We start from the raw sequence: 20,739 nt of genomic DNA, 5'->3' as shown, positions 1-20,739 counted from the left end.
TATGGAAGATACAAAATTAGATACTTCATTTGAATTGCGAAGTGAAGAAGTTCAAGATATACTAACCAAAGTGCCTAATTGGATGATCCGATGGGGTACAGTATTAATTTTTGGTATCATTATAATGCTTTTTACCGTGTCTTGGTTTTTGAAATACCCAGATATTGTTGGTGCTGAGGTGATTATTACTACCAATATTCCACCCGAAAAGATTATTGCCAAAGCTTCTGGGAGGATCCAGACTATTTTGATTAAAGACAAATATGATGTAAAGGCACATACACCTTTGGCAGTGATTGAAAATTCAGCTGATTACCGCGATGTATTTCGTTTGAAAAAAGCAGTCGAATCGTTTCAAATTGCCCAAAATGCTAATTTTCCGTTCACAGATTTCAAAACAGCACAATTGGGTGAAATTGAAAACGCATTTGCAGTATTTCAAAAGGATTACCAAGCAAATAATTTGAATGCTAATTTACAACCGTATCAGGTAGAAGGTTCCGCTCAAAAATCCGAAAACGCACAAATCAGAGAGCGATTGACCTTGTTAAATCAACAAAAGGAAATCAATGAACAGGAATTGCAATTACAACGCAATGATATAGCCAGATATACTAAGCTTCACGAAAAAGGAGTAATATCAGCCCAAGAGTATGAAACAAAAAAACTAAGTTATTTTCAGGCGGAAAAAAACTATAAAAATTTATTGACTTCTATTTCACAATTGAATTCTTCCCTAATTGAGAACAATAGAGCTACTAAAGGAACCTCAATCAACGATGTGAAAGAGACCGTGAACCTGGACCGTAATCTTTCGCAATCTTTTTTTCAGTTGAAAAAAGCAATTAAAGATTGGGAACTAGCGTATGTAATAGAATCTGCAATCCCAGGAACGGTAACTTTTACTCAGGTTTGGATTGAAAATCAAACCATCAATGCAGGAGAAAATGTTTTTTCGATTGTACCGTCTTCCAAAAGTGGATTTGTAGGGAAAGTAAAAGCGCCTTCATTGAATTCGGGTAAGATTACTATCGGTCAAAAAGTGAATATTCGACTGAATAATTTTCCGGACAGAGAGTTTGGAATTCTTAAAGGAGAAGTTAAAAATATTTCATTAGTACCCGATAAAGACGGTAATGTGATGGTCGATGTCGCTTTACCGGAAGGTATGCTTTCCAGCTATAAAAAGCAAATTCCTTTTCAACAGGAAATGCGCGGTTCTGCCGAAATCATAACTGAAGACTTGCGACTTATCGAACGAATTTTATACCAGTTTAGAGATATGTTTAAGGTCGAATAAAATTTATAGATTTGCGGAATGCGAATACTGTCAGTTTTTATTTTTCTTTTTTATAATTGCTGTTTTTCACAATTTAAAATTACTCATTATAATTCGGAGAATGGGTTACCCCATGACCTATGCTATCAGATTATCCAAGACAAAGAGGGATATGTTTGGATAGGTACAGATAACGGTTTAGTAAAATTTAATGGAAAACGGCTCCTAAATTATACACAAAATCAAGGTTTAGAAAGTAGCTTTGTAATTGGAGTAAGTGAATCGGAATCAGCAAACAAAAAGCTCATTGCCACCTGGGGTGCAGGAGCTTATTTTTTTGAGAAAAACAAATTTACACCTATTGGTGATGGCAGCTTTAAACACCAAAAGCTGAATCAAATTCTTGAGTTTAAGGATAAGATTTTTGTGATTGAAAACAAGTGTAGTTTACGTTTTTACGGAAAAGGGAAATCAACATCCGAGGTGCTGAATCTTTTTAATATTAAAGGAAAGTACAAATGGTTTACTCCTCGAAATGCCGAAAAAATTACGGAATACGTACGAAAAAATAAAATTGGTTCTGAATTAATTCAAATCGCAAAAGTCAACAATCAGCTTTTTTGTTTACCAGATAAATACAATCCAAAGTTTACTAACATTATCGCAATCGATGGAAGCGACAAAGTGAAATATCCATTTCCTTTTCTTAACGATTATGTTATAGTTGGTTTGCAACGAAAAGAAGATCATTTTTTGGCAGTTACCACAAGTGGCTTGGTCGAGTTCAATAACCAAAGAGTAATTCGAAAGCGTACATTTAACTTGCCGAATTTGCGGGTTATACAGTTTGTGGAAAATCAAAAGTATGAAGTGTATTTAGCCGAAAATAAAGTAGATAAAAGCCATGAAGTCGTACTCTTTGATAAAAAAACCAACAACTATACTTTCCTGAATAGAAAAAGTATTAAAGCGCCAGTAAGTGATATTTTAATGTCTAGAGAGGGCATTCTTTGGATTAGTACTTATGGAAATGGTCTGTTTACTGTAACAGAACCTGAGGTTCAGGTTGAAAAGAATTTTCTTCAGAATAATTTTTTTTTCGATTTTATCGCTACTCCCCATTTCAACTTCTATGCTACAACTGATAAAATATTCTATTCCAACAAATCAAATAGTTTTTTTAATGAAATAGCATGTTCGAGTGTCATGCGTTTCAAGGAATTGTCGAATGATACCTTAGGGATTACGACTAAAAAAATAGATCCTATTTTTAAAAAAGTGGGTCCCTACTATTTGACAAATAAGTACCCAATGTATAAAAAGGCATTTGGTGACTTTGATTTTATATATGGTGATGAAATTTTGTACGTCAGTAAAAAACAAAAACGAAAAGAGGTCAGTTTAAAATTACCCTATTCTCCAGAGGATAATCTAAATATTATTAATATAATCAAAATCAATGCAGAGTATTGGGTAGCCACAAATTTGGGAATCTTTGTTTTAAATGAAGATTTTGAAAACATCAGAAGGATAAGTGATAATGACGGATTGCTTTCCGAGAAAATAATTGGAATGCAACAAAGAGGAAATAAGGTTTGGATTCTGTCTCTTCAAGGGTTGACAATCTACACGAAAGGTAAATTCCGCAAATACCCGTATGTCAACGATAAGAACGATTGTTTCAATGCTTTTATGGTCGATTCCGATGGATCCGGAACGGTCTGGTTTGGAAGTCAAAAAGGTTTGGTTCGTTTTCATGAGGGGCAGTTTTATCGCTATACCAAAAAAGAAGGGTTACCTTCTAGTTTTTATTCGAGAATTTTTTTGAATGGAAAAGGTAGATTACTTTGTTTGGGTAATAAAGGGGTTACTCTGCTTAGTTCGAACCAGCTGAAAAAGACGAAACATCTGCCAATTAATCTTACTTCGAATACAGGTAGTAATATTGTAAAAAAGTCAATTAAGATAGAGCCTGATTCTAATTTTGCGATAACTGCAGAGGTAATCAATTTTAGCGATTCTGAATATACCATGGAATACCAGCTCAATACGGATAAATGGGCAAAATTAACAGGGAATACCATTGATTTTTCCAATTTTTCTTCTGGAAAGTTCTCCCTCCAGTTTAGAGCAAAATATTACTTTTCAGACTGGAGTTATTCCGCTAAAATAACGGTAGATAAAATACCGGTTTGGTATCTCCGATGGTATGTGTTGGTTCCTTTTGTTTTGCTTCTTTCCATAATTCTTTTCTTTTTGGTAAACCGTAGGTTTAAAAAATTAAGAGAAAGAAATCAAATGTTACAAAATCTTTTGGAATCCAATCTGCACCTCGAAAATCAATTGAATGAAATGCGTCACAATATTGCTCAGGATTTTCATGATGAATTAGGAAATAAATTGGCAGGTATAAGTGTGATGTCCGATCAATTATTACATGTAGAACAGCTTAAAGATTCGGAAAATTACACGGTAGTGGAACGAATTAATAGAGATAGTCAGGATCTTTTTCAGGGAATTCGAGACTTTATTTGGGCAATTGATAGTAAAAACGGAACGTTAGAAGAATTGATATTTGCATTGACAGATTTCGGTGAAGAATTGTACCAATATTCCGGGATTAAGTTCATTGTGGAAAATGAAGTAGAGGATGCCAAGTTTTTATTGCCTCACTTCTGGAACCGCCAATTGTTGCTTTTGTTTAAAGAGGCAATGACTAATGCTTACAAGTATAGCCATGCAAGTCAATTGCAACTTGTTTTTAAGCTTGAAGAACAGTTTTTAATTATCGCATGCAAGGATAACGGTGTTGGTTTTGACAAAGAACAGCTTAAAAGACAAAATGGATTGCTTAACCTCCAAAAAAGAGCCAACAAACTTAAATCAGAAGTGACAATTGCATCCAAAACGGGTTCGGGAACAATAATTACTTTTAAAGGACAACTTTAAAAAAAACTCCTTGTAAGCAGTTTCAAAACGAATAGCAAGGAGTTATTACATTAGGTTTAAAGTTATTTTACTTCTACTTCTGCTCCAGCATCTTGAAGTGGTTTAGGATTGTCTGGAGGTGTGTTACCGCCTTTTATCGTTAGTAAGGCATTTTTGTTTAATGAATTGGCATAAAATGTTTCCATAGTTTTCTTGTTTTTTGTGAATAACAAATATAACACGTAGTATATTTTTGAATATCACCCTTTTAGGGTGATATTCAACAGTTTGTTTTCTTTTAATTTTGCCCGGATAATGAAATACGTACTTAAAAGTCGATAAGCATTACTAAAGCATGTAATTAATATACATTTTTAATATAATAGACAAACAATGAAAAGAATTCTACTGTTTTTAATCATTTTATTCAGTGCAATAAGTGGGTCAGGGCAAGTTAATTCTGTTGCCACTTTTTCAGGTAATGGTACGGATCAAGTTCTCACAGGTGCGGGTTTGAATAATAGCTATAAATCCTTATCTGGGATTACTAAAGACTCCCAAGGAAATATTTATGTGGTCGACTTTTCAGCCAATAATATTCGTAAAATTACTCCTAGTGGGGTTTCAACCGTTTTTGCGGGAAGCGAACTAGGGTATCCGGGTTCCGCAAACGGAGCAGGTACTGCTGCTAGATTTTATGAACCCTACGATATCGTTGCAGATGCAGATGATAATTTGTACGTAACCGATAGAAGAAGCCATACGATACGAAAAATTACGCCAACAGGTGTAGTTAGTACGATAGCTGGAGATGGTTTTTCAGGTTTCTTGCTAGGTGGGCAACCTGTCCGATTTAATCAACCTCAAGGGATCGATATTTTACCCAATGGAGAACTAATTGTGGCGGATAGAATGAATCGAATAATCAGAAAGTTAACTACTTCTGGTACTTACATCGCTCACTATGGTATCGCCAATAATGCAGGGAATGTTGATGGCACTCTTGATGTCGCAAAATTTTGGGAACCCATGGATGTAAAAGCAGTTTCAAATACAGAATTCTATGTTGCAGAATCGGCTATCCATAAAATCCGTAAAATTGATTTAACAACCAATACCGTTAGCCATTTCGCTGGTAATGGGGCTGCATCAAGTAATAATGGACCGCTGTTAACGGCCTCTTTTAATTCGCCTTCAAGCATAGAATATGATGGGACCAATTTGTATGTGGCAGATCGAAGTGGTCATACCATTCGTAAAATCTCTGGCGGACAAGTGACGACTATTTCAGGAGCAACAGATAGTGGATTTGCGAACGGAACAACGCTGTATGCAAGATACAATACTCCATCAGCATTATTGTTTGTTGCACCCAATTCGTTATATGTGGCCGATTGGTACAATCGTAGGCTAAGAAAAATCACATTGGGTGATTTCTGTGCCAATGCAACCGAAGTTACGGGAACAAGCGGGACTCAAAGCATAGGAGTCATTAATGAAGGAGTACCAAATTGGAATTGTGCAGTGAACAATAGATATTTCGATGCCAATGCAAAATGGTTTGTTTATAAGCCTACACAAAATGGACTTTTAACAATTAGTACCCGAACTGCAGAAAACAATACCAGTACAAATACACTTTTGTCTGTATATGCTCATTCGAACAATATATGTGAAGGGCTTAATTGCTACGCTTCTAATGATAATATTTCGGAAACTGATTTGCGTTCTGAATTGGTTGATATTGAAGTGGCTTATGGTACAAATTACTATATTGTATGGTCTGATTATTATTCAGATGATTATCAAAATGTAAATTTTACATATCAATTTACACCTAAAAATTGTTTCAAACCATCTGCAATGTCTACTACGCAAGTAAATACCGAAACAACGGTAAATTTGGCATGGCAAACAACAAGTATAAATCAAGTTGCTGTTCAAGGTTATGTTTTAGAAATCGGAAATCCAGGTTTTGTTCCTGGAACTGCATCTGAAATTCAGTCCAAGTCGGTTACGGTTCGAAATACTTCCTTCACGGGTTTAACGCCCAATACTACATACCATGTTTATTTAAAATCAAATTGCGGAGCTAATGATTTCTCGCTGTGGTATGGTCCTATAACTGCAATTACAGAATACACTTCTGCAGCATTGCCTCTTAGTGAAAATTTCGATACTACTGCCACCTTATATGATACGGGTTTCACCACCGCTGGACCTTCAAATACACTGTTTAGGACGTATTCTAGTGCATCGGGAAGAGGAGTTTCGGGTAGTGCAAATGAAGTATTGTCACATAGTGGCACAAAAGCGGTTTTTTCACCATTTGCTAATGCGACAACTTCACAAGCCTCACTTTTTACTAGGAAAGTTAATTTGTTGGCAGGGTCAACATATACAATTGGCTATTATGCTAGAATCAATAAAACCTCGGGCTCGAGTTTGATCGGATCTTTATTCGAATTTGTAGTGCCTAATGCAAGCTATACTTCAGAGGCCTCTTATTCTTTTTTGACGTCAAGAAGTGTGGCCACATTGAACAATACCTACACATATATGGAAAGTAGTTTCGTGCCTACGACTTCTGGGGAGTATAGGTTCGGACTAAAGAATAATGGCTACTATTTAGGGACTATCGATGATAATGCACAGTTGTATTTGGATAGCTTCTCTATTACGTCAATGCTTTCTGTAGATGATTTTAAGAAAACATCAATTTTTATGTATCCAAACCCGGTTTTGGATCGAATCGCATTGCTGAACCCGGACAACCTACTAATCAAAAACTACGTCGTTGTCGATATGAACGGAAGAGTAATCATCAGTAAGCCATATCTTGATTCTGACAATACAATTGATTTGTCGAAACTTTCAAAAGGGTTTTATTTTATACAATTAGAAACCGAAAAAGGAATACTGTCAAAAAAGATTATTAAAGAATAAATTCTCTACCGCCTCATCAGAGGCGGTTTTTTTTGTAAAATCACCCTTTACGGGTGAAGTTGAAAATTTGTTTGTTTGTTATGTTTGCTTCAATCAAAAAAAACATAATGAAAAAAACTATTTTATTTTCGGCTTTCACTTTTATAGTGACTAGTGCAACTTCCTATGCACAAAATCAATTTCCTTCAACCGGAACAGTTGAAATCAATAACGTTGATGCCAATAACCGATTGTTAATTCAGCAAACCACAGAAGCGGTAGGTCAAAACCTGGTTTCTTTTATTACTGGATTACAAAGAGGTGTTTTCTTCAAAGACAGACAGAGTATGCAAGGTGGACTTTGGCTTTTGGGAGGCGGATGTTGTTATCCTGAAGGAGATATTAGAACGAATGGTACAGGCTATATCGGAGCTGGAGTTTTCGGCGACGGCGCTACCTTTATACCTACTTCGAATCGTGCTTCATTTATCCGATTTCAAGAAGGAAAAATCGATTTTTACGGTTTGAACAATCTTACTCCTGGAAGTAGTGTTTATCCAACTTCAGATGTGGCGAAGATGACACTAAATACTTTTCCTACTACTCAATTAAATGTAAATGGGGAGGTAAAAGGAAAAGAAATCATTGTGAATACGAATGGAGCTAGTTATAATAGAGGTTTGCGATTAAGTTATGATGACAGATATAATTCAGGTGGAACAGGCGAAGCGTATTTTGATAATAATCTTATGTATGGTGGATTCAGTTGGAGACAATTGAGAGTAAATACCAACGGAGAAAGCTATGGAACCCTGATGCGTTTAGATCAGGCAGGTACATTAAGACTTGATGGAGAATTTAGAGCCAAAGCAATAAGAGTACGAACTAATGTATGGGCAGATTATGTGTTTAATTCAGAGTACAAATTGCCTGCCTTGTCGGATGTGGAACAATTCATTAAAGAAAACAAGCACTTGCCAAATATCCCTTCCGAGAAAGAAGTGCTGGAAAACGGGATTGATGTAGCGCAAATGCAGGAAAAACATATGCAAAAAATTGAAGAGTTGACTTTGTATGTTATTGATCTCGAAAAGCAAAACAAACTGTTACAAGAAAGGTTAGCAAAAATTGAAGCTTTGTTGAATAAATCCAATTAAAGCGATGAAAAAGGTATGCTATTTTTTGCTCCTTAATTTCTGTATATGGAATGGAGGTCAAGCGCAAATTTTTCAAGAAAATTTCGAAACAGTAAGCCCTGAATATGGAGCCAATGTAACGTCAAGTGGGATCTGTCCGAGTATCTCTTTCGAAGCAGGTTACCCAGTTAGAAAGGTGGATTGCTTAGCGAATTGGAAAGCCTCCAAAGGAACTCCTTCAATTCTAAATGAGAATGGGAATTCTTCATTGACTTTATGGGCACAAAATTTTCAAGGAACTAATAATCGGGTTTTAGCGGAAGAAGTTTATTTGGATGGTTATAGATTAGAACCTCACACGAATTACCGATTGGTTTATTTTATTAAAGCAGATTTTAATGCTCCCAACGGATATGCCAGTTTTAATGTTAAATTGTCTAATTGGAACAAGCCTTATTATTATAAAAATTCAGGTGATTGTGGTGCCGTTTTGGAAGAAGGTGGTGTTAGAGGTAATTTAGAATCATATACTATTCCTTCCACCGGAATTTCGGACTGGGAAATGAGAACCGTTTATTTTTCTACAGAGAATGAGTCGGAGTATTTTTTGTCTTTTTTCCCTTTAGTGTGGCTCTATAACAATCCGGCAAAACAATTAACGGTCCAGCTAGATAATGTTGCACTCTACAAGGAAGGCGTATGTGAATCCAATACAGTTTCTATACAAAACAAAACAATCACTGCCAAAACGGTCTATCCTATCATTAAAGCGAAAAGAATTAATGTGGGTAGAGCTGTTTTAGCTTCGTCTGTAGTGCCGTTTGGAGATGTTGTAGTGAAGCCTAATGCAGTGCTAAACTTATACGGTACTTATACAATAGACTTGGAAGATGGTTGTATTGTTGAAGAAGGAGCTGTTTTTGATGCTTTTGTAGATGATAGTTGCTATCGTTCCTTGGGAAGTTATAGAATGGGTGCTGATGATGAGGTATCCGAAGAAGAAATCATAAGCGATAGTACAGTTGGAACTAGTGTTGAAATTGGAGTATATCCCAATCCATCTAACGGTCAGTTTACCATAAAATCCTCTGCCAATATAGACGAAATTGAAATTTATAACACTTTGGGACAAGAAGTGAATAGGATTCAAGATCTAAAAAATACAACAGTAGTGGAAGTGAATCTAATCAACAAAATGAAAGGGATGTATTTCCTTAGGATTCGCTCAGGTGATCAATGGATCGATAAAAAAATTATCATTGAGTAATTGAAGTTCTTTATTATGTAAGAAAAATCACCCTGTATGGGTGATTTTTTATTGAAAACACCACAGTATTTTTGAATTATAAACTAAAAAACACGTAATATGAGAAATCTAGAAAAATTCCAATCTCTACAATTGAATGATAACGAGTTGTTATCTGTAAGAGGTGGTAATCCTATTTTTGTAGCTGGTATGTTAGTTGCCGCTGTAGTAATTTACATGGAGCATGATGCCAATTCTTCATCTAGCGAAGGTAGTAATCCAGGTAGTACTGCAGGTGCAGGTGCTGTGGCAGGTGTAAAATAGTAGGATAAGAAAATTCGTAACATATTGAGCAGCTTCTTTTTGAAGCTGCTTTTTTTGTAAAATCACCCAATTTGGGTGAAGTAAAAAATAAGCATAGTTAAGACATTTGCAAAAACAAATTAACTATGAAAAAAATTTTATTTTCTCTTTTTGTGCTTGTAAGTATAAGTGCATTAGGTCAAATCGGACAATCAAATACCTATACAGGAAGCACAACCGAAGGATCGCAAGACGGAGGGTTGTTTCAAGCGCGTTACTCTTATCCTACTTGTGTAATAAAGGCAGGTTTTTACACTTATGTTGGAGATAATGGAAGGTTAAGAAAAATAGATGAACTTGGTAATGTGTCTACTATTTCAACTGTGATTGGGAATATACACGATATGGCATATGATGCTACAACGAATACTTTTATTGTGTCGACCGTTATCGATTATGAAAAAGTACTACGTATCGATACGAATGGCGCGATTTTAGGACAAATTTATTCAAATAGTTCGACAACCTCTTCATTTGGGGGAGCTTGGGGGGTTGAAGTTGATGATGCAGGGAATATTTACTATTCAGTTCCAACATTTCATGCCATACAAAAGTATGTGCCTTCAACAAATACAACAACTACTTATGCGGGTACGCCTCTTTCTCCTGGAAATGCAAATGGAACTCTACTGGGTTCTTCGTTTAGTTATCCACGTGATTTGGAATTCGATACGAACGGCAACCTATATTTTACCGATCAAAATAATACGGTAATTAAAAAAATTACGGCTACTGCGGTATCTACAGTAACCGGATCAGCAGATAATATCAACTGTATAAGTTACGCGGATAACATGTTGTATTTTACGAACAATTACAAATTGATGGGGTTTAACCTGTTAAGCAACTCATTACAGGTTATTTCAGGAACTTCGAACACATCTGGTTTTCAAAATGGGAACGCCGCAACTTCTAGATTTAATGGATTAATGGGGATTTTTCCAATAAATTCGTATTATCTTTTGGCCTGTGATTATTATAATCACCAAATTAGAAGAATACAAATCGGTGATGCTTGTGCTAATGCAACTGTTTTAACTAACAATTCAGATAGGGTTTTAATTGGCAGTTACTTTGGAAATCCACCTTCGGGTTCGGGCTTGTGTTATAATTACTCCAATAACAACGCTGCGGCTAATTGGTACAAATTTACACCAACTCAAAACGGTGTTTTGACAGTTACTTCACAAACTGTACAAAATCCTATATCTGAAGATACAAGGCTTTCAATCTATTCAGGAACGTGTGGTTCGTTAACTTGTGTGGCAGGTAATGATGATATTTCTCCTGGAATCAATAAGAATTCATCCGTTCAGAATCTGGAAATAGTTGCAAATACAACCTATTATATCGTTTGGGATAATATACATGATAGTGCTGCCATTGATTTTACGTATACTTTTACACCTCAAACTTGTTTTACACCCAATGCCTATAGCTTAGTGTCTCCTGTAACAACAACAAGTGTTCATTTACAGTGGAATGCGCCAACATTAGGTGATTCGACACCGGATTCGTATTCTGTTCAAATAGGATTACGTAACTGGGGTAGACAACCTGCTGGTTTAATTCAATCCGGGAATCCAACAACGAATAGTTTTCAATTTACAGGTTTAGAGCAAGGAAAAGTGTACGATATGTATGTCAAGTCTAATTGTTCCGTGTCTGATGAAAGTTTATGGGAAGGTCCTATTCAAGTAGCAACTGCTTTTGATCCAGTCGAAGCTCCTTATGTGGAGAATTTTGATACAGAGACCAGCTTTGGTTTTTTAGGTTTAGGCAGATACAGTGATACAACAAATGCAAATTGGAGATTCCAAACTGGTGGACCAAATGCTTTTGTATATAATGGTTCAAATTCAGTGTATTCAATTAGTGACTCAGCAGCGCTAACTAACGCTTATTTGTTTACAAAACCCGTAAATTTAATCGCTGGACAATCGTACAATGTTAATTTTTATTTGAAAGATTATTCAACTTCGGGGAATACCACGCAATATCAAGTTGAAGTACTTGTTGGAACTAATACAACTTCAACGACTCCAGCTGATTATAATATCATTTGGACTGATTTCGATACGCAAGCTCCCAATGTATTTGTGGCTAAAAATGCATCATATACTCCTTCTGTTTCAGGTGCGTATCGTTTTGCAATTAGAAATAGTTCTCAAAGTACAGGAACGGGCACCCATTATTTATTCGTAGATAATTTGGTAATTTCTTCAACTTTGTCTGTCGAGGACTTTAACCAATCGGGCTTGTCACTTTATCCTAACCCAGTGCTTGATGTTATCACTTTGCAAAATACCAATAATCTGACAATTAAAAAGTTTTCTGTTGTCGATATGAATGGGCGTGTACTGCAAACAAATACCTTGTCCAATGACAATAGTATCAATTTAAGTGCATTGTCAAAAGGTATCTACTTTATCCAATTAGATACTGAAAAAGGAATTTTATCTAAAAAAATTATTAAAGAATAGGGTTGGTTGGGTTGTATTAGCCGTCTCGAAAGAGACGGCTATCTGATTTGTCTATTTTAAATAGTAAAGACAGAAATTAAGCAATACTACGTAACAAAATCCTTTTTGGAAATTGGAATTGATTTGTCCTGTTTTTTCGTTTCAAGAAAGTAAATGGGTGCGATTTGATCGAATAATCCAATATCTAATTTTACTGCTTTAATGTTATTTGTTGCAATTTTTAAGTGTATAAAATCACCCAAATCGGGTGATTTTTTTCATTATAGAAATCGATACATTTGAAATCTATACTTAAATTCTTTTTTATGAAACTAGAAAACTTTAAAAGCAAAATGGAAACGGCTGTTTTGAAAAAATCAGAGTTAAAACACATTGTAGGGGGTGAGTATGGTGATGTGGATTGGGCATTTTGGGGGAGTTATTTCTCAGGTAACCTAACAGCACACCAACTGGGACGTTCAGTCGGAGCAACCATTGCTACTACCCTCCCATAATTTAAAATAGAATTAAAATTAAAATCAAGTGCAAGTATTTTACTTGTACTTGATTTTTTATTTTTGCCCAATGAAAGTTGTATTAATAGAAGATTACGAAATTTTAAGAAATTCCCTGAAAGATATTATCAATCAGGAAGAGGGATATGAAGTGATAGGTGATTTCGAATCCTATGAAATGGCGCTGCCGCTAATCAAAGAATTGGCTCCTGATATTCTCCTGACCGACATTACTTTGCCTGGAATTAACGGTATTGAAGGAATTAAACAAGTAAAACAACTACTACCACACTTAGCGATTATTGTAGTGTCAATACATGAAAATTCTCAGTATGTTTTTGATGCATTGTGTGCGGGTGCTGTAGGGTATCTTACTAAGAACTCCGGAAAACAGAAAGTAATAGAGGCTTTGAATCAACTAAAGTTAGGTGGAGCACCCATGAGCGTTAATATCGCCCGTATGGTGGTGGAATCGTTCCAGCAAAAAAGACATAACGATTTAACCCAACGTGAAAATGAAGTTCTCGACCTGTTGTCTAAAGGGAAAAGCTATGCTTCCATTGCAGATGCCTTGTGTTTGAGTGTCAATACAATCAAAACCCATGTAAAGAATATTTACGAAAAACTACAGGTAACCAGTAGAGAAGAATTAATTAATAAACGATTTTAATGAATAAAGTAGTTCTAGTTTTAGGTTTGCTACTACATCTTGTTGGATCTGCTCAGGATATGGACAATGACGGTTATTTGAATGCTGTAGATAATTGTCCCTCATTGTATAATCCAACACAATCGGATCAGGATGTAGATGGTCGTGGAGATGTTTGTGATAACTGCCCTTATGTGGCCAACAATGCGCAAATGGATGCCGATATGGATGGGGTTGGAGATGTGTGTGATAATTGCATTTATGTCAGTAATCCAGGGCAACAAGATAGCGATGGGAATGGTATTGGGAATGCATGCGATCCCTCGCTAAATAATAATGATTTTGAATGGAGTGGACTAAAAGTCTATGTGAAAAAGAACACAAATCTGATCGAATTAATCGTGGAATCCAAAGCAATTGTTGAAGGAATTCAGATTTTCGATCTCAATGGAAGAATTGCTAAAGAGGTACTGCAACCTAAACAGGAAAATGTCAATTTAGAAGGATTTTCTTCGGGTGTCTATATCGTGAAAATACGCACTTCAGAAAATGTGCATACTCGTAAAATCAGGTTGTAATTACATTTTTAAGTAAAAGTCTTTGGTCAGTGCAACATACTCCGGAGTGTAGTCATGACGTCCAATTTCTATAACTAATTCATCAATAAATGGGGTTTGCTCAATTCTGGTAAAGGCGAGTAAACTCCTTTTGATTTCTGCAGTAGGCGTCCCTTTTACTCGAGTGATTTTCAAAGGAAATAATTGACTGTCCTGGCAAAGTGCAATGATTTTTTCTTCTTCTTTAAACGGAACAATCAAGGCAAAAATTCCATTATCTGATAAGAAGAAATCGGCTGCTTCGACTAACTCATCAAACGGAAGGGAATCTTCAAAACGGGCATTATCACGCTGATCATCACCTGATTTGTAATCGTCGGTGTAAAAGGGTGGATTGGATATAATCAAATCAAATTCTTCTTCTACTTCTTCCACAAATTCATCGAGTCCGGCATGATAACAATACAAACGGTCATTCCATGGGGAGTTTTCAAAATTTTCGGTAGCCTGCTCGTAAGCATCGTCGTCGATTTCGATAGCGTCAATCTGTTCGGCATTACTGCGCTGGGCTAACATTAAAGCAATGAGTCCGGTTCCGGTTCCGATGTCGAGTATGGAATAAGGATTGTTGATAAGGGGAGTCCAAGCACCTAATAAAACACCGTCAGTGCCGACTTTCATCGCGCAACGGTCTTGTTGAATGGTAAATTGTTTAAAGTTAAATTGGCTCATAAAAAATCACAAAACCCAAACTCAAAATTCCAATTTTTTAATCATTGCGGATACTATTTTTCTTATTTCTCCTGCTTCTCTGATTAATGGGTTGGAATCTATTGATTCATTGGGATTTAAATCATGTAATAATTGTAACCAAAGCATTGATTCTTTGGCTTCTTTTCTTGAAATTTTTAATCGAAATAATAAATCTTTAGCTCCTAATTTCTCATTCCCTTCAATATAATTTGCTGCAACGGAACCGGATGATCTTACAAGTTGTTTGCTGTCTTCAATGTTAGAAATTGTTTTGGGTAATCGGCTAATGTAAATTCTGCAATATTTGGCAAATAAATAAGTGCGCTCTTCTAAATTATAAGGCTTTTCCATGATTGTTTTTTTGGCTTTTAATCACTGAAAAGTAGTGTTTATTCCTGAGAATTCGAAATTTAGTTTTTGGAATTTAGTTTTTGGAATTTGGAATTTGAAATTTGGAATTTGAAATTTTAACCTAGATAAAGATCAACCAATCCCTCAGGAGTATTCAAAAAGATGGATTTTTTCTCGCGACTTACCTCGATAATGAAATCATCAATCATAGGAACCAAAATTTCAATGCCGTCTTTGTCAATTTCAAATAAAGGTTGTGCAGCACTGTCATTAATGGCAACTATTTTACCAATATTCCCCAAACGGGTATCGATAACATCAAAACCAATGACTTCGTGGTAGTAAAATTTGTTGCCCTCAAGTTTCGGCAACATAGTTAAAGGAAGGTATACTTCACAGCCAATCAATTTGTCGGCTTCTTCCTCGTTATCCACATCTTCAAAACGGACTTTCAGGAAGTCACCCTTGTGAAGCTGGGAGTTTTCAATAAAAAATGGAACCAGATTTTTGTTGAATTCAACAAAAACTGATTCCAAATCTTCATACATTTCAGGTTCATCCGTATCCAAATAGATAAGGACTTCACCTTTGAAACTAAATTTTTTAGCGATTTTACCTAAATAGAAACAATCGTCTTTACGCATTACCGCCAGTTATAATTAAGCTTCAGTTTCTTCGTTGTTAGCTTCTTCAGTTGCAGGAGTTTCCTCTACAGTTGCTTCAACATCTGCAGGAGCTTCTACTTCTTCAGCAACCTCTTCTGTAGCTTCAGCAGCTTTTAACGCTTCTGCTTGTGCAGCAGCACGTTTTTCGTTAGCCGCTTTTTCAGCTTTTAACGCCTCAGCTTTAGCATCTGCTTTCGATTTTGCTAATCCGTCTTTCTTAGCAGTAACTTTTCCAGCTTTCTCGTCTAACCAAGCGTTGAATTTAGCTTCTGCTTGCTCAGGAGTTAAAGCACCTTTACGTACTCCGCCTTCTAAGTGGTGTTTTAATAAAGCACCTTTGTAAGAAAGGATTGCTCTTGCAGTGTCAGTAGGCTGAGCACCGTTGAATAACCATGTAACTGCTTGATCAACATTTAAGTCGATAGTTGCAGGGTTAGTGTTTGGATTGTAAGTTCCGATTTTCTCTAAGAATCTACCATCTCTTTTTGATCTAGCATCTGCTGCTACGATCCAGTAAAAAGGTTTCCCTTTTTTTCCGTGTCTTTGTAATCTAATTTTTACTGACATAATCTTTATTGATTAATTTGAGGTACTCGACCTCGAGTTATTTAAGGGTGCAAATATAGTCAAAATTTTCATTCGCAACCTATTTTATATCAATCGAATAAAATATTTTGTCTAATTTATACTTTCAAAACGCGAAAAGTATACTTTTGTATTCCACAAATACTTCTATTATGAAAAAAATTATACTTATACTTTCAGTGGTAACCACCTTGTTTTCTTGTCAGAGTGAAGTTGAATTCAACGATCCTGCTTTTCAAGCAAGAATCAATAACGAAGTTTGGAGTGCTAATCTAAAATCAGCAACGGTTGTCGATGGTCAGCTAACTTTGAACGGTACATCATCGGGTTATAATTTGATGTTGAAAACTAGCGGTACTGCAGTGGGGGCATATTTACTAGGAACATCCAATCAAGCCAATAAAGCGGTTTTTACTACGGTTAGTAATACTTCCGATGAACAATATACTACCGGTATTAATGCAGCACCGGCTTATGAAATTGCTTTAGCTAACGGTGGTAGTAATTATGTTACTTCAAGCATCGTTGCTACAACAGGAGGGTCGGGTACAGGGTTGAAAGTGAATATCGAAGCAAATCCTAATGGTGTTGTTACGAAAGCAACGATTAATATTCCAGGTACTGGATATGTTCCGGGGGATGTGGTAGCAATTGCTTCAGGAAACAATAATGCGACTCTTGTAATTAAAACGGTTGCAAATAGTAACGGACAAGTGGTGATTACCAAAAATACAGGGACTACCATTTCAGGTAACTTCAAATTTACTGCTTTTGATGCAACAACTGGTGAAGTGGCTTCTTGTAAAGACGGAGTTTTCTATAACCTACCTTTGGAATAAGCATTTACATCTGAATATACTCAAAAAAACCATCCTTATTTAGGATGGTTTTTTTGTTTAATACAAGTATTTTTAAAGAAAAACTTTAATTGTCAGGTATTTACCAATTTAATAGTCTACCTTTGACCAAATTATAAAATTTATATATGAACATTTTTGTAGGAAGTTTGCCGTTTTCAATTGATGAGGCTGACTTAAGAGACTCTTTCGGAGTGTATGGTACTGTAACTTCAGTAAAAATTATTACTGATAAATTTACAGGAAGAAGTAAAGGGTTTGGATTCGTTGAAATGTCAAGCGATGAAGAAGCTTTAAAAGCTATCCAAGAGTTAAATGGTGCTACCGTAGAAGGACGTACGATTGTGGTAAACAAATCGGAACCGAAACCGGAAGGCGAAAGAAGAAGTTTCAGTAACAACCGCCCAGCTGGTGGAAGTTATGGAGGAAACAACCGCGGTGGTGGTAACTACGGTGGTGGTAACAATAGAGGAGGAAGATACTAAGACTATTTTTTATATTATTGTTTGTGAACCATCTCTTTCGAGATGGTTTTTTTGTACCCATATTTTTTTCTTGTTCTAAAACGCTCAAATGAGTGTGATTCTCCGTGACTTTTTACGTTATTGTGGGGTGTGTATCCTTTAGGCTAAGTATTCAGTGTATTTTAAAAATAAATAAGTACGGTTCTCAATTAAGGCTAACATACGCTCATAACTACTTTCGTCGGAATTGTACAAGGCAATCAAATCGGTAGCCAATGCTTTTGCTGCTTCAACTTCTAAGGGTTGCTCTCTTATAAACCCCAACAACGAGGCGCCTATTCCTAAAAAAGTATAACCATAGTGGTCATGTAAATGTCGGGCTACAGCATAATTTTCAAATGGATCCAAATCGCTGGAAAAATAACCATTCGGAAATCCACAAAGGGCTTCGTAAGAATGTCGTACCGGAACAATTTTAACTAGCACTTGTTTGTCCAGATAGGTAATGGGCGATTGTTGTATTTTTTCTAAAAGCTGAATCTCCGAATCGTCAATCGTTAGACCACTGTCGCAGGCGTCGGAAAATGAGCACTCTTGCGCCTTTTGCAAGAAATTCTCCCTTTGTATGAAAAATTCGGAAGGGGTCGAAAGATAGCCAAGGTGTTCTCCGTTTTCAAAAGCCGAAGCGTCAATTCCTGTTAAATCATGTCCTTCGATAGTGTCAAGGTCATGGGCTAAGATAGCATGGGTACTGGTATATTCTGCTTGCCCTAAATCATCTAAAGTAATAATCACCGAATGATCTTGATGTTCTCGCTTGAATTGATGATGCACAGCTAGTAAATCGTCAAAAGTAGTATGCCCTTCAATGCGATAGGTTTCAAATAAAATAGGACCGAATTGGTCTGGATCTAAAGGTTGTACTGTCATAGTAGTCAAGTTCAAGCGGTCACTATGCCAAATATACGAAAACGAGTTGTTTTATGATTTTAACCTTTTCTGAAATCATAACACAATCCAATCGAAGTGAAATGCAGTGTTGCTTTTTTGTGTAGTCAACAACGTTCCGATGGTGGTTACCAAACAATATTCTCAGTGTAGGATTGATTTTTGTAGTCGTTGAAATCTTTGATTTTTCGTAGGGATTTAGTTTGTATATCAAACTCCCAAACGGAAGAATGGTCTGCCCAAGGATCAATTAATAGCTCTACTTTATGCGTATCGGTTTGGCGTATTTTAAATGTCCAATTAACGGTATCATCTTTTATTTCTGTTAATTCGTTGGTTGTCCAGAGTGTAAGGGTATATCCTCCAACCAAACACCAGCTATTGTCACTGCCAATAATTCCGCAATTGGGGTCACCATAAAAATGACCAATAAAAATCGAGTCATTTGTGTCTTTGTTGGTCAGATAGGCATTCTCAAAAATATGCCCTAAAACCAATTGGTCTGTTTCATGAAGCTTGGTGTAGCCTTGTTGATTTATCATGGTCTCTGTTCTGTTAAGCGTAGCTGCAAGGGTTAGAATGCAGTTGTTCGTCACAGATAAAATTAATAATTTTTAGACTATAATAAAAGTGAAAGCAAAATATTTTGTAATCTTTTTCTTAATAGTATTAAATTGACTGCTTTCGATGATTTTGCCACTAAGAGGTTGTTATTTTGGTACCATAGGGGGAAAAAAACAACAATTTATATAAAACAACAAATTAACACCCCTAAAAGAAATAAGACGAAAATATGAACAAGCAGCGAACCAAGATGTTCTTTGTTGAGATAAGTTCTCACTGCAGAAACGATTGTTAACAACCCTACAATAAAAGGAGCCAGTACTATCAGAATAGCATTGGGTCCGGGCGCGCAATAACCTCCTGGCAATGTCTTCATGCCAATAATAGTCAGTAAAATATATAAGACATAAAACACGACAGTTTTTGCACTGTTTTTTTGAGTATTCGATAAATTCGTAAACATTCTTTGTAATGATTAGTAAGATTGTGACATTCCACAAAACTAATAAATTAAAAACGATAGAGCTCTTAATGATTTGTGATGTCTGATTTTTTTACTTGTACTTATTTAAGAAGGCAAGTCTAACTTTCCATTACACTGCAAATTGATAATCCATGCCAATAAAATAAGTAACAGGTTCTAAGGATATTTGACGTATCAAAGTAGTATTAAAGTAGTATCAAAGTAATATCAAAGTAATATCAAAGTAATATCAAAGTAATATCAAAGTAGTATCAAAGTAGTATTAAAGTAGTATCAAAGTAATATCAAAGTAATATCAAAGTAGTAGTAGAGTATTGAATTATTAGAGGATTTGACTTCTTAGCTATTGAAGTGCTCAGGTTAAAAAACTTTTAAGATTTCAGGAGGAGAAACTTACAAATGAAAACACAAGTGAACGTCAAGCCCGATAGCGCGGATTTGCAATCCGTGCCCACAAAGGGAATAAGCAATTCCCATCCCACAATTTCCGCAATTTTCCCACACCAGTCAATCCGTATTTATACGTAATTTTAGCATCTCCAACACAATAAGAATACCCCATTCCGGTTGACCCTTAAGTGCAGTGTAAGTGCAGTGTAAGTGCAGTGTAAGTGCAGTGTAAGTGCAGTGTAAGTGCAGTGTAAGTGCAGTGTAAGTGCAGTGTAAGTGCAGTGTAAGTGCAGTAAGACTATTAGATTATTGGATTTTTAGATTGCTTAGATATTGGTGTACTCGGGTGTAATTCGTGACTTATCGAACGCTACCCTGTCAGCGGTTCTAACCCTGACAGCGGTTAAACAAGTGATATTGGCTCTTTTAACTCCTGTCAACGACATACCCCAATCAAAACCTCAGTACCTTAGATTCTCAGAACCTCAATCCTTCAATTAAATAATAGGTTCATCCATATCAAAGTAATATCAAAGTAATATCAAAGTAGTATCAAAGTAATATCAAAGTAGTATCAAAGTAATATCAAAGTAATATCAAAGTAGTAGTAGAGTATTA

19 protein-coding genes are annotated in these 20,739 nt (G+C 35.9%); 12 read left to right on the top strand and 7 right to left on the bottom strand.

From position 1 onward, the window contains the following. Window position 1: 1 nt before the first annotated feature. On the top strand, window positions 2-1,300 hold the full coding sequence (locus ACS8MM_RS11635) for an HlyD family secretion protein (protein ID WP_379717038.1): 1,299 nt from the start codon (window positions 2-4) through the stop codon (window positions 1,298-1,300). An 18-nt stretch (window positions 1,301-1,318) separates the two neighbouring features. Next, the gene (locus ACS8MM_RS11630; RefSeq protein ID WP_379717035.1) at window positions 1,319-4,228 is read left to right on the top strand and encodes a sensor histidine kinase; all 2,910 of its coding nucleotides are present in this window, start codon (window positions 1,319-1,321) and stop codon (window positions 4,226-4,228) included. Between the two features lie 62 nt (window positions 4,229-4,290). On the opposite strand, the gene ACS8MM_RS11625 is transcribed toward ACS8MM_RS11630, so the two are convergent. Further along, window positions 4,291-4,413 carry a hypothetical protein gene (locus ACS8MM_RS11625; protein WP_379717031.1) on the bottom strand — a complete coding sequence of 41 codons (123 nt, stop codon included), beginning with the start codon at window positions 4,411-4,413 and terminating at the stop codon, window positions 4,291-4,293. Window positions 4,414-4,600: 187 nt separating this feature from the next. Here ACS8MM_RS11625 and ACS8MM_RS11620 point away from each other — a divergent pair, with 187 nt between their 5' ends. The 8 genes from ACS8MM_RS11620 to ACS8MM_RS11585 all read left to right on the top strand — a co-directional run bounded on the left by ACS8MM_RS11620 (window position 4,601) and on the right by ACS8MM_RS11585 (window position 14,081). Continuing rightward, window positions 4,601-7,153 carry a T9SS type A sorting domain-containing protein gene (locus tag ACS8MM_RS11620; protein ID WP_379717028.1) on the top strand — a complete coding sequence of 851 codons (2,553 nt, stop codon included), beginning with the start codon at window positions 4,601-4,603 and terminating at the stop codon, window positions 7,151-7,153. 107 nt (window positions 7,154-7,260) lie between these two features. Continuing rightward, complete coding sequence (locus ACS8MM_RS11615; protein ID WP_379717025.1) at window positions 7,261-8,289, top strand: hypothetical protein; 1,029 nt, start codon at window positions 7,261-7,263, stop codon at window positions 8,287-8,289. A gap of 4 nt (window positions 8,290-8,293) precedes the next feature. Further along, the gene (locus ACS8MM_RS11610; protein ID WP_379717022.1) at window positions 8,294-9,535 is read left to right on the top strand and encodes a T9SS type A sorting domain-containing protein; all 1,242 of its coding nucleotides are present in this window, start codon (window positions 8,294-8,296) and stop codon (window positions 9,533-9,535) included. Window positions 9,536-9,634: 99 nt separating this feature from the next. After that, window positions 9,635-9,838: a hypothetical protein gene (locus ACS8MM_RS11605; RefSeq protein WP_379717019.1), complete on the top strand. Its 204-nt coding sequence runs from the start codon at window positions 9,635-9,637 to the stop codon at window positions 9,836-9,838. A 125-nt stretch (window positions 9,839-9,963) separates the two neighbouring features. Next, a complete protein-coding gene (locus ACS8MM_RS11600) occupies window positions 9,964-12,360 on the top strand; it encodes a T9SS type A sorting domain-containing protein (RefSeq protein WP_379717017.1) in 2,397 nt (798 codons plus the stop codon). Between the two features lie 305 nt (window positions 12,361-12,665). Further along, a complete protein-coding gene (locus ACS8MM_RS11595; RefSeq protein WP_379717014.1) occupies window positions 12,666-12,854 on the top strand; it encodes a hypothetical protein in 189 nt (62 codons plus the stop codon). Window positions 12,855-12,924: 70 nt separating this feature from the next. Continuing rightward, a complete protein-coding gene (locus ACS8MM_RS11590) occupies window positions 12,925-13,524 on the top strand; it encodes a response regulator transcription factor (RefSeq protein WP_379717012.1) in 600 nt (199 codons plus the stop codon). After that, entirely contained in the window at window positions 13,524-14,081 is a 558-nt protein-coding gene (locus ACS8MM_RS11585; protein ID WP_379717009.1) for a thrombospondin type 3 repeat-containing protein, read from the top strand. The genes ACS8MM_RS11590 and ACS8MM_RS11585 overlap by 1 nt, the downstream gene beginning before the upstream one ends. Here ACS8MM_RS11585 and ACS8MM_RS11580 read toward each other — a convergent pair whose 3' ends face one another. From ACS8MM_RS11580 to ACS8MM_RS11565, 4 genes are all read right to left on the bottom strand, one after another. Further along, the gene (locus ACS8MM_RS11580; RefSeq protein WP_379717006.1) at window positions 14,082-14,792 is read right to left on the bottom strand and encodes a tRNA1(Val) (adenine(37)-N6)-methyltransferase; all 711 of its coding nucleotides are present in this window, start codon (window positions 14,790-14,792) and stop codon (window positions 14,082-14,084) included. Between the two features lie 21 nt (window positions 14,793-14,813). Next, window positions 14,814-15,164: a four helix bundle protein gene (locus tag ACS8MM_RS11575; protein WP_379717003.1), complete on the bottom strand. Its 351-nt coding sequence runs from the start codon at window positions 15,162-15,164 to the stop codon at window positions 14,814-14,816. Between the two features lie 116 nt (window positions 15,165-15,280). Next, the gene (gene rimM / locus ACS8MM_RS11570; protein ID WP_379717000.1) at window positions 15,281-15,808 is read right to left on the bottom strand and encodes a ribosome maturation factor RimM; all 528 of its coding nucleotides are present in this window, start codon (window positions 15,806-15,808) and stop codon (window positions 15,281-15,283) included. Window positions 15,809-15,823: 15 nt separating this feature from the next. Beyond that, window positions 15,824-16,396, bottom strand: a complete 573-nt coding sequence (locus ACS8MM_RS11565) for a 30S ribosomal protein S16 (RefSeq protein ID WP_379716997.1) — start codon at window positions 16,394-16,396, stop codon at window positions 15,824-15,826. Window positions 16,397-16,566: 170 nt separating this feature from the next. On the opposite strand from ACS8MM_RS11565, the gene ACS8MM_RS11560 reads away from it, so the two are divergent. Beyond that, window positions 16,567-17,253, top strand: coding sequence for a DUF6252 family protein (locus tag ACS8MM_RS11560; RefSeq protein ID WP_379716994.1), 687 nt, complete (start codon window positions 16,567-16,569; stop codon window positions 17,251-17,253). A 146-nt stretch (window positions 17,254-17,399) separates the two neighbouring features. Next, a complete protein-coding gene (locus ACS8MM_RS11555) occupies window positions 17,400-17,756 on the top strand; it encodes an RNA recognition motif domain-containing protein (RefSeq protein WP_379716991.1) in 357 nt (118 codons plus the stop codon). A 138-nt stretch (window positions 17,757-17,894) separates the two neighbouring features. On the opposite strand, the gene ACS8MM_RS11550 is transcribed toward ACS8MM_RS11555, so the two are convergent. Together ACS8MM_RS11550 and ACS8MM_RS11545 are read right to left on the bottom strand one after the other, a co-directional pair. Continuing rightward, on the bottom strand, window positions 17,895-18,665 hold the full coding sequence (locus tag ACS8MM_RS11550) for a hypothetical protein (protein ID WP_379716988.1): 771 nt from the start codon (window positions 18,663-18,665) through the stop codon (window positions 17,895-17,897). Window positions 18,666-18,811: 146 nt separating this feature from the next. Continuing rightward, on the bottom strand, window positions 18,812-19,225 hold the full coding sequence (locus ACS8MM_RS11545; protein WP_379716986.1) for a hypothetical protein: 414 nt from the start codon (window positions 19,223-19,225) through the stop codon (window positions 18,812-18,814). Between the last annotated feature and the right edge of the window lie 1,514 nt (window positions 19,226-20,739).

Source organism: Flavobacterium sp. MAHUQ-57 (genome assembly GCF_051908335.1).
Classification (GTDB): Bacteria; Bacteroidota; Bacteroidia; order Flavobacteriales; family Flavobacteriaceae; genus Flavobacterium.
Note: the sequence above shows the minus strand (reverse complement) of the source record. Positions and strands in the feature narration are given on the sequence as shown.

What these genes read in the sequence shown, in the direction of transcription:
- ACS8MM_RS11555 (WP_379716991.1), top strand. Translation starts at nt 17,400, where the DNA reads ATGAACATTTTTGTAGGAAGTTTGCCGTTTTCAATTGATGAGGCTGAC.
- ACS8MM_RS11590 (WP_379717012.1), top strand. Translation starts at nt 12,925, where the DNA reads ATGAAAGTTGTATTAATAGAAGATTACGAAATTTTAAGAAATTCCCTG.
- ACS8MM_RS11565 (WP_379716997.1), bottom strand. Translation starts at nt 16,396, where the DNA reads ATGTCAGTAAAAATTAGATTACAAAGACACGGAAAAAAAGGGAAACCT.
- ACS8MM_RS11635 (WP_379717038.1), top strand. Translation starts at nt 2, where the DNA reads ATGGAAGATACAAAATTAGATACTTCATTTGAATTGCGAAGTGAAGAA.
- ACS8MM_RS11595 (WP_379717014.1), top strand. Translation starts at nt 12,666, where the DNA reads ATGAAACTAGAAAACTTTAAAAGCAAAATGGAAACGGCTGTTTTGAAA.
- ACS8MM_RS11610 (WP_379717022.1), top strand. Translation starts at nt 8,294, where the DNA reads ATGAAAAAGGTATGCTATTTTTTGCTCCTTAATTTCTGTATATGGAAT.
- ACS8MM_RS11550 (WP_379716988.1), bottom strand. Translation starts at nt 18,665, where the DNA reads ATGACAGTACAACCTTTAGATCCAGACCAATTCGGTCCTATTTTATTT.
- ACS8MM_RS11625 (WP_379717031.1), bottom strand. Translation starts at nt 4,413, where the DNA reads ATGGAAACATTTTATGCCAATTCATTAAACAAAAATGCCTTACTAACG.
- ACS8MM_RS11545 (WP_379716986.1), bottom strand. Translation starts at nt 19,225, where the DNA reads ATGATAAATCAACAAGGCTACACCAAGCTTCATGAAACAGACCAATTG.
- ACS8MM_RS11615 (WP_379717025.1), top strand. Translation starts at nt 7,261, where the DNA reads ATGAAAAAAACTATTTTATTTTCGGCTTTCACTTTTATAGTGACTAGT.
- ACS8MM_RS11605 (WP_379717019.1), top strand. Translation starts at nt 9,635, where the DNA reads ATGAGAAATCTAGAAAAATTCCAATCTCTACAATTGAATGATAACGAG.
- ACS8MM_RS11575 (WP_379717003.1), bottom strand. Translation starts at nt 15,164, where the DNA reads ATGGAAAAGCCTTATAATTTAGAAGAGCGCACTTATTTATTTGCCAAA.
- ACS8MM_RS11620 (WP_379717028.1), top strand. Translation starts at nt 4,601, where the DNA reads ATGAAAAGAATTCTACTGTTTTTAATCATTTTATTCAGTGCAATAAGT.
- ACS8MM_RS11630 (WP_379717035.1), top strand. Translation starts at nt 1,319, where the DNA reads ATGCGAATACTGTCAGTTTTTATTTTTCTTTTTTATAATTGCTGTTTT.
- ACS8MM_RS11560 (WP_379716994.1), top strand. Translation starts at nt 16,567, where the DNA reads ATGAAAAAAATTATACTTATACTTTCAGTGGTAACCACCTTGTTTTCT.
- ACS8MM_RS11600 (WP_379717017.1), top strand. Translation starts at nt 9,964, where the DNA reads ATGAAAAAAATTTTATTTTCTCTTTTTGTGCTTGTAAGTATAAGTGCA.
- ACS8MM_RS11580 (WP_379717006.1), bottom strand. Translation starts at nt 14,792, where the DNA reads ATGAGCCAATTTAACTTTAAACAATTTACCATTCAACAAGACCGTTGC.
- ACS8MM_RS11585 (WP_379717009.1), top strand. Translation starts at nt 13,524, where the DNA reads ATGAATAAAGTAGTTCTAGTTTTAGGTTTGCTACTACATCTTGTTGGA.
- rimM (WP_379717000.1), bottom strand. Translation starts at nt 15,808, where the DNA reads ATGCGTAAAGACGATTGTTTCTATTTAGGTAAAATCGCTAAAAAATTT.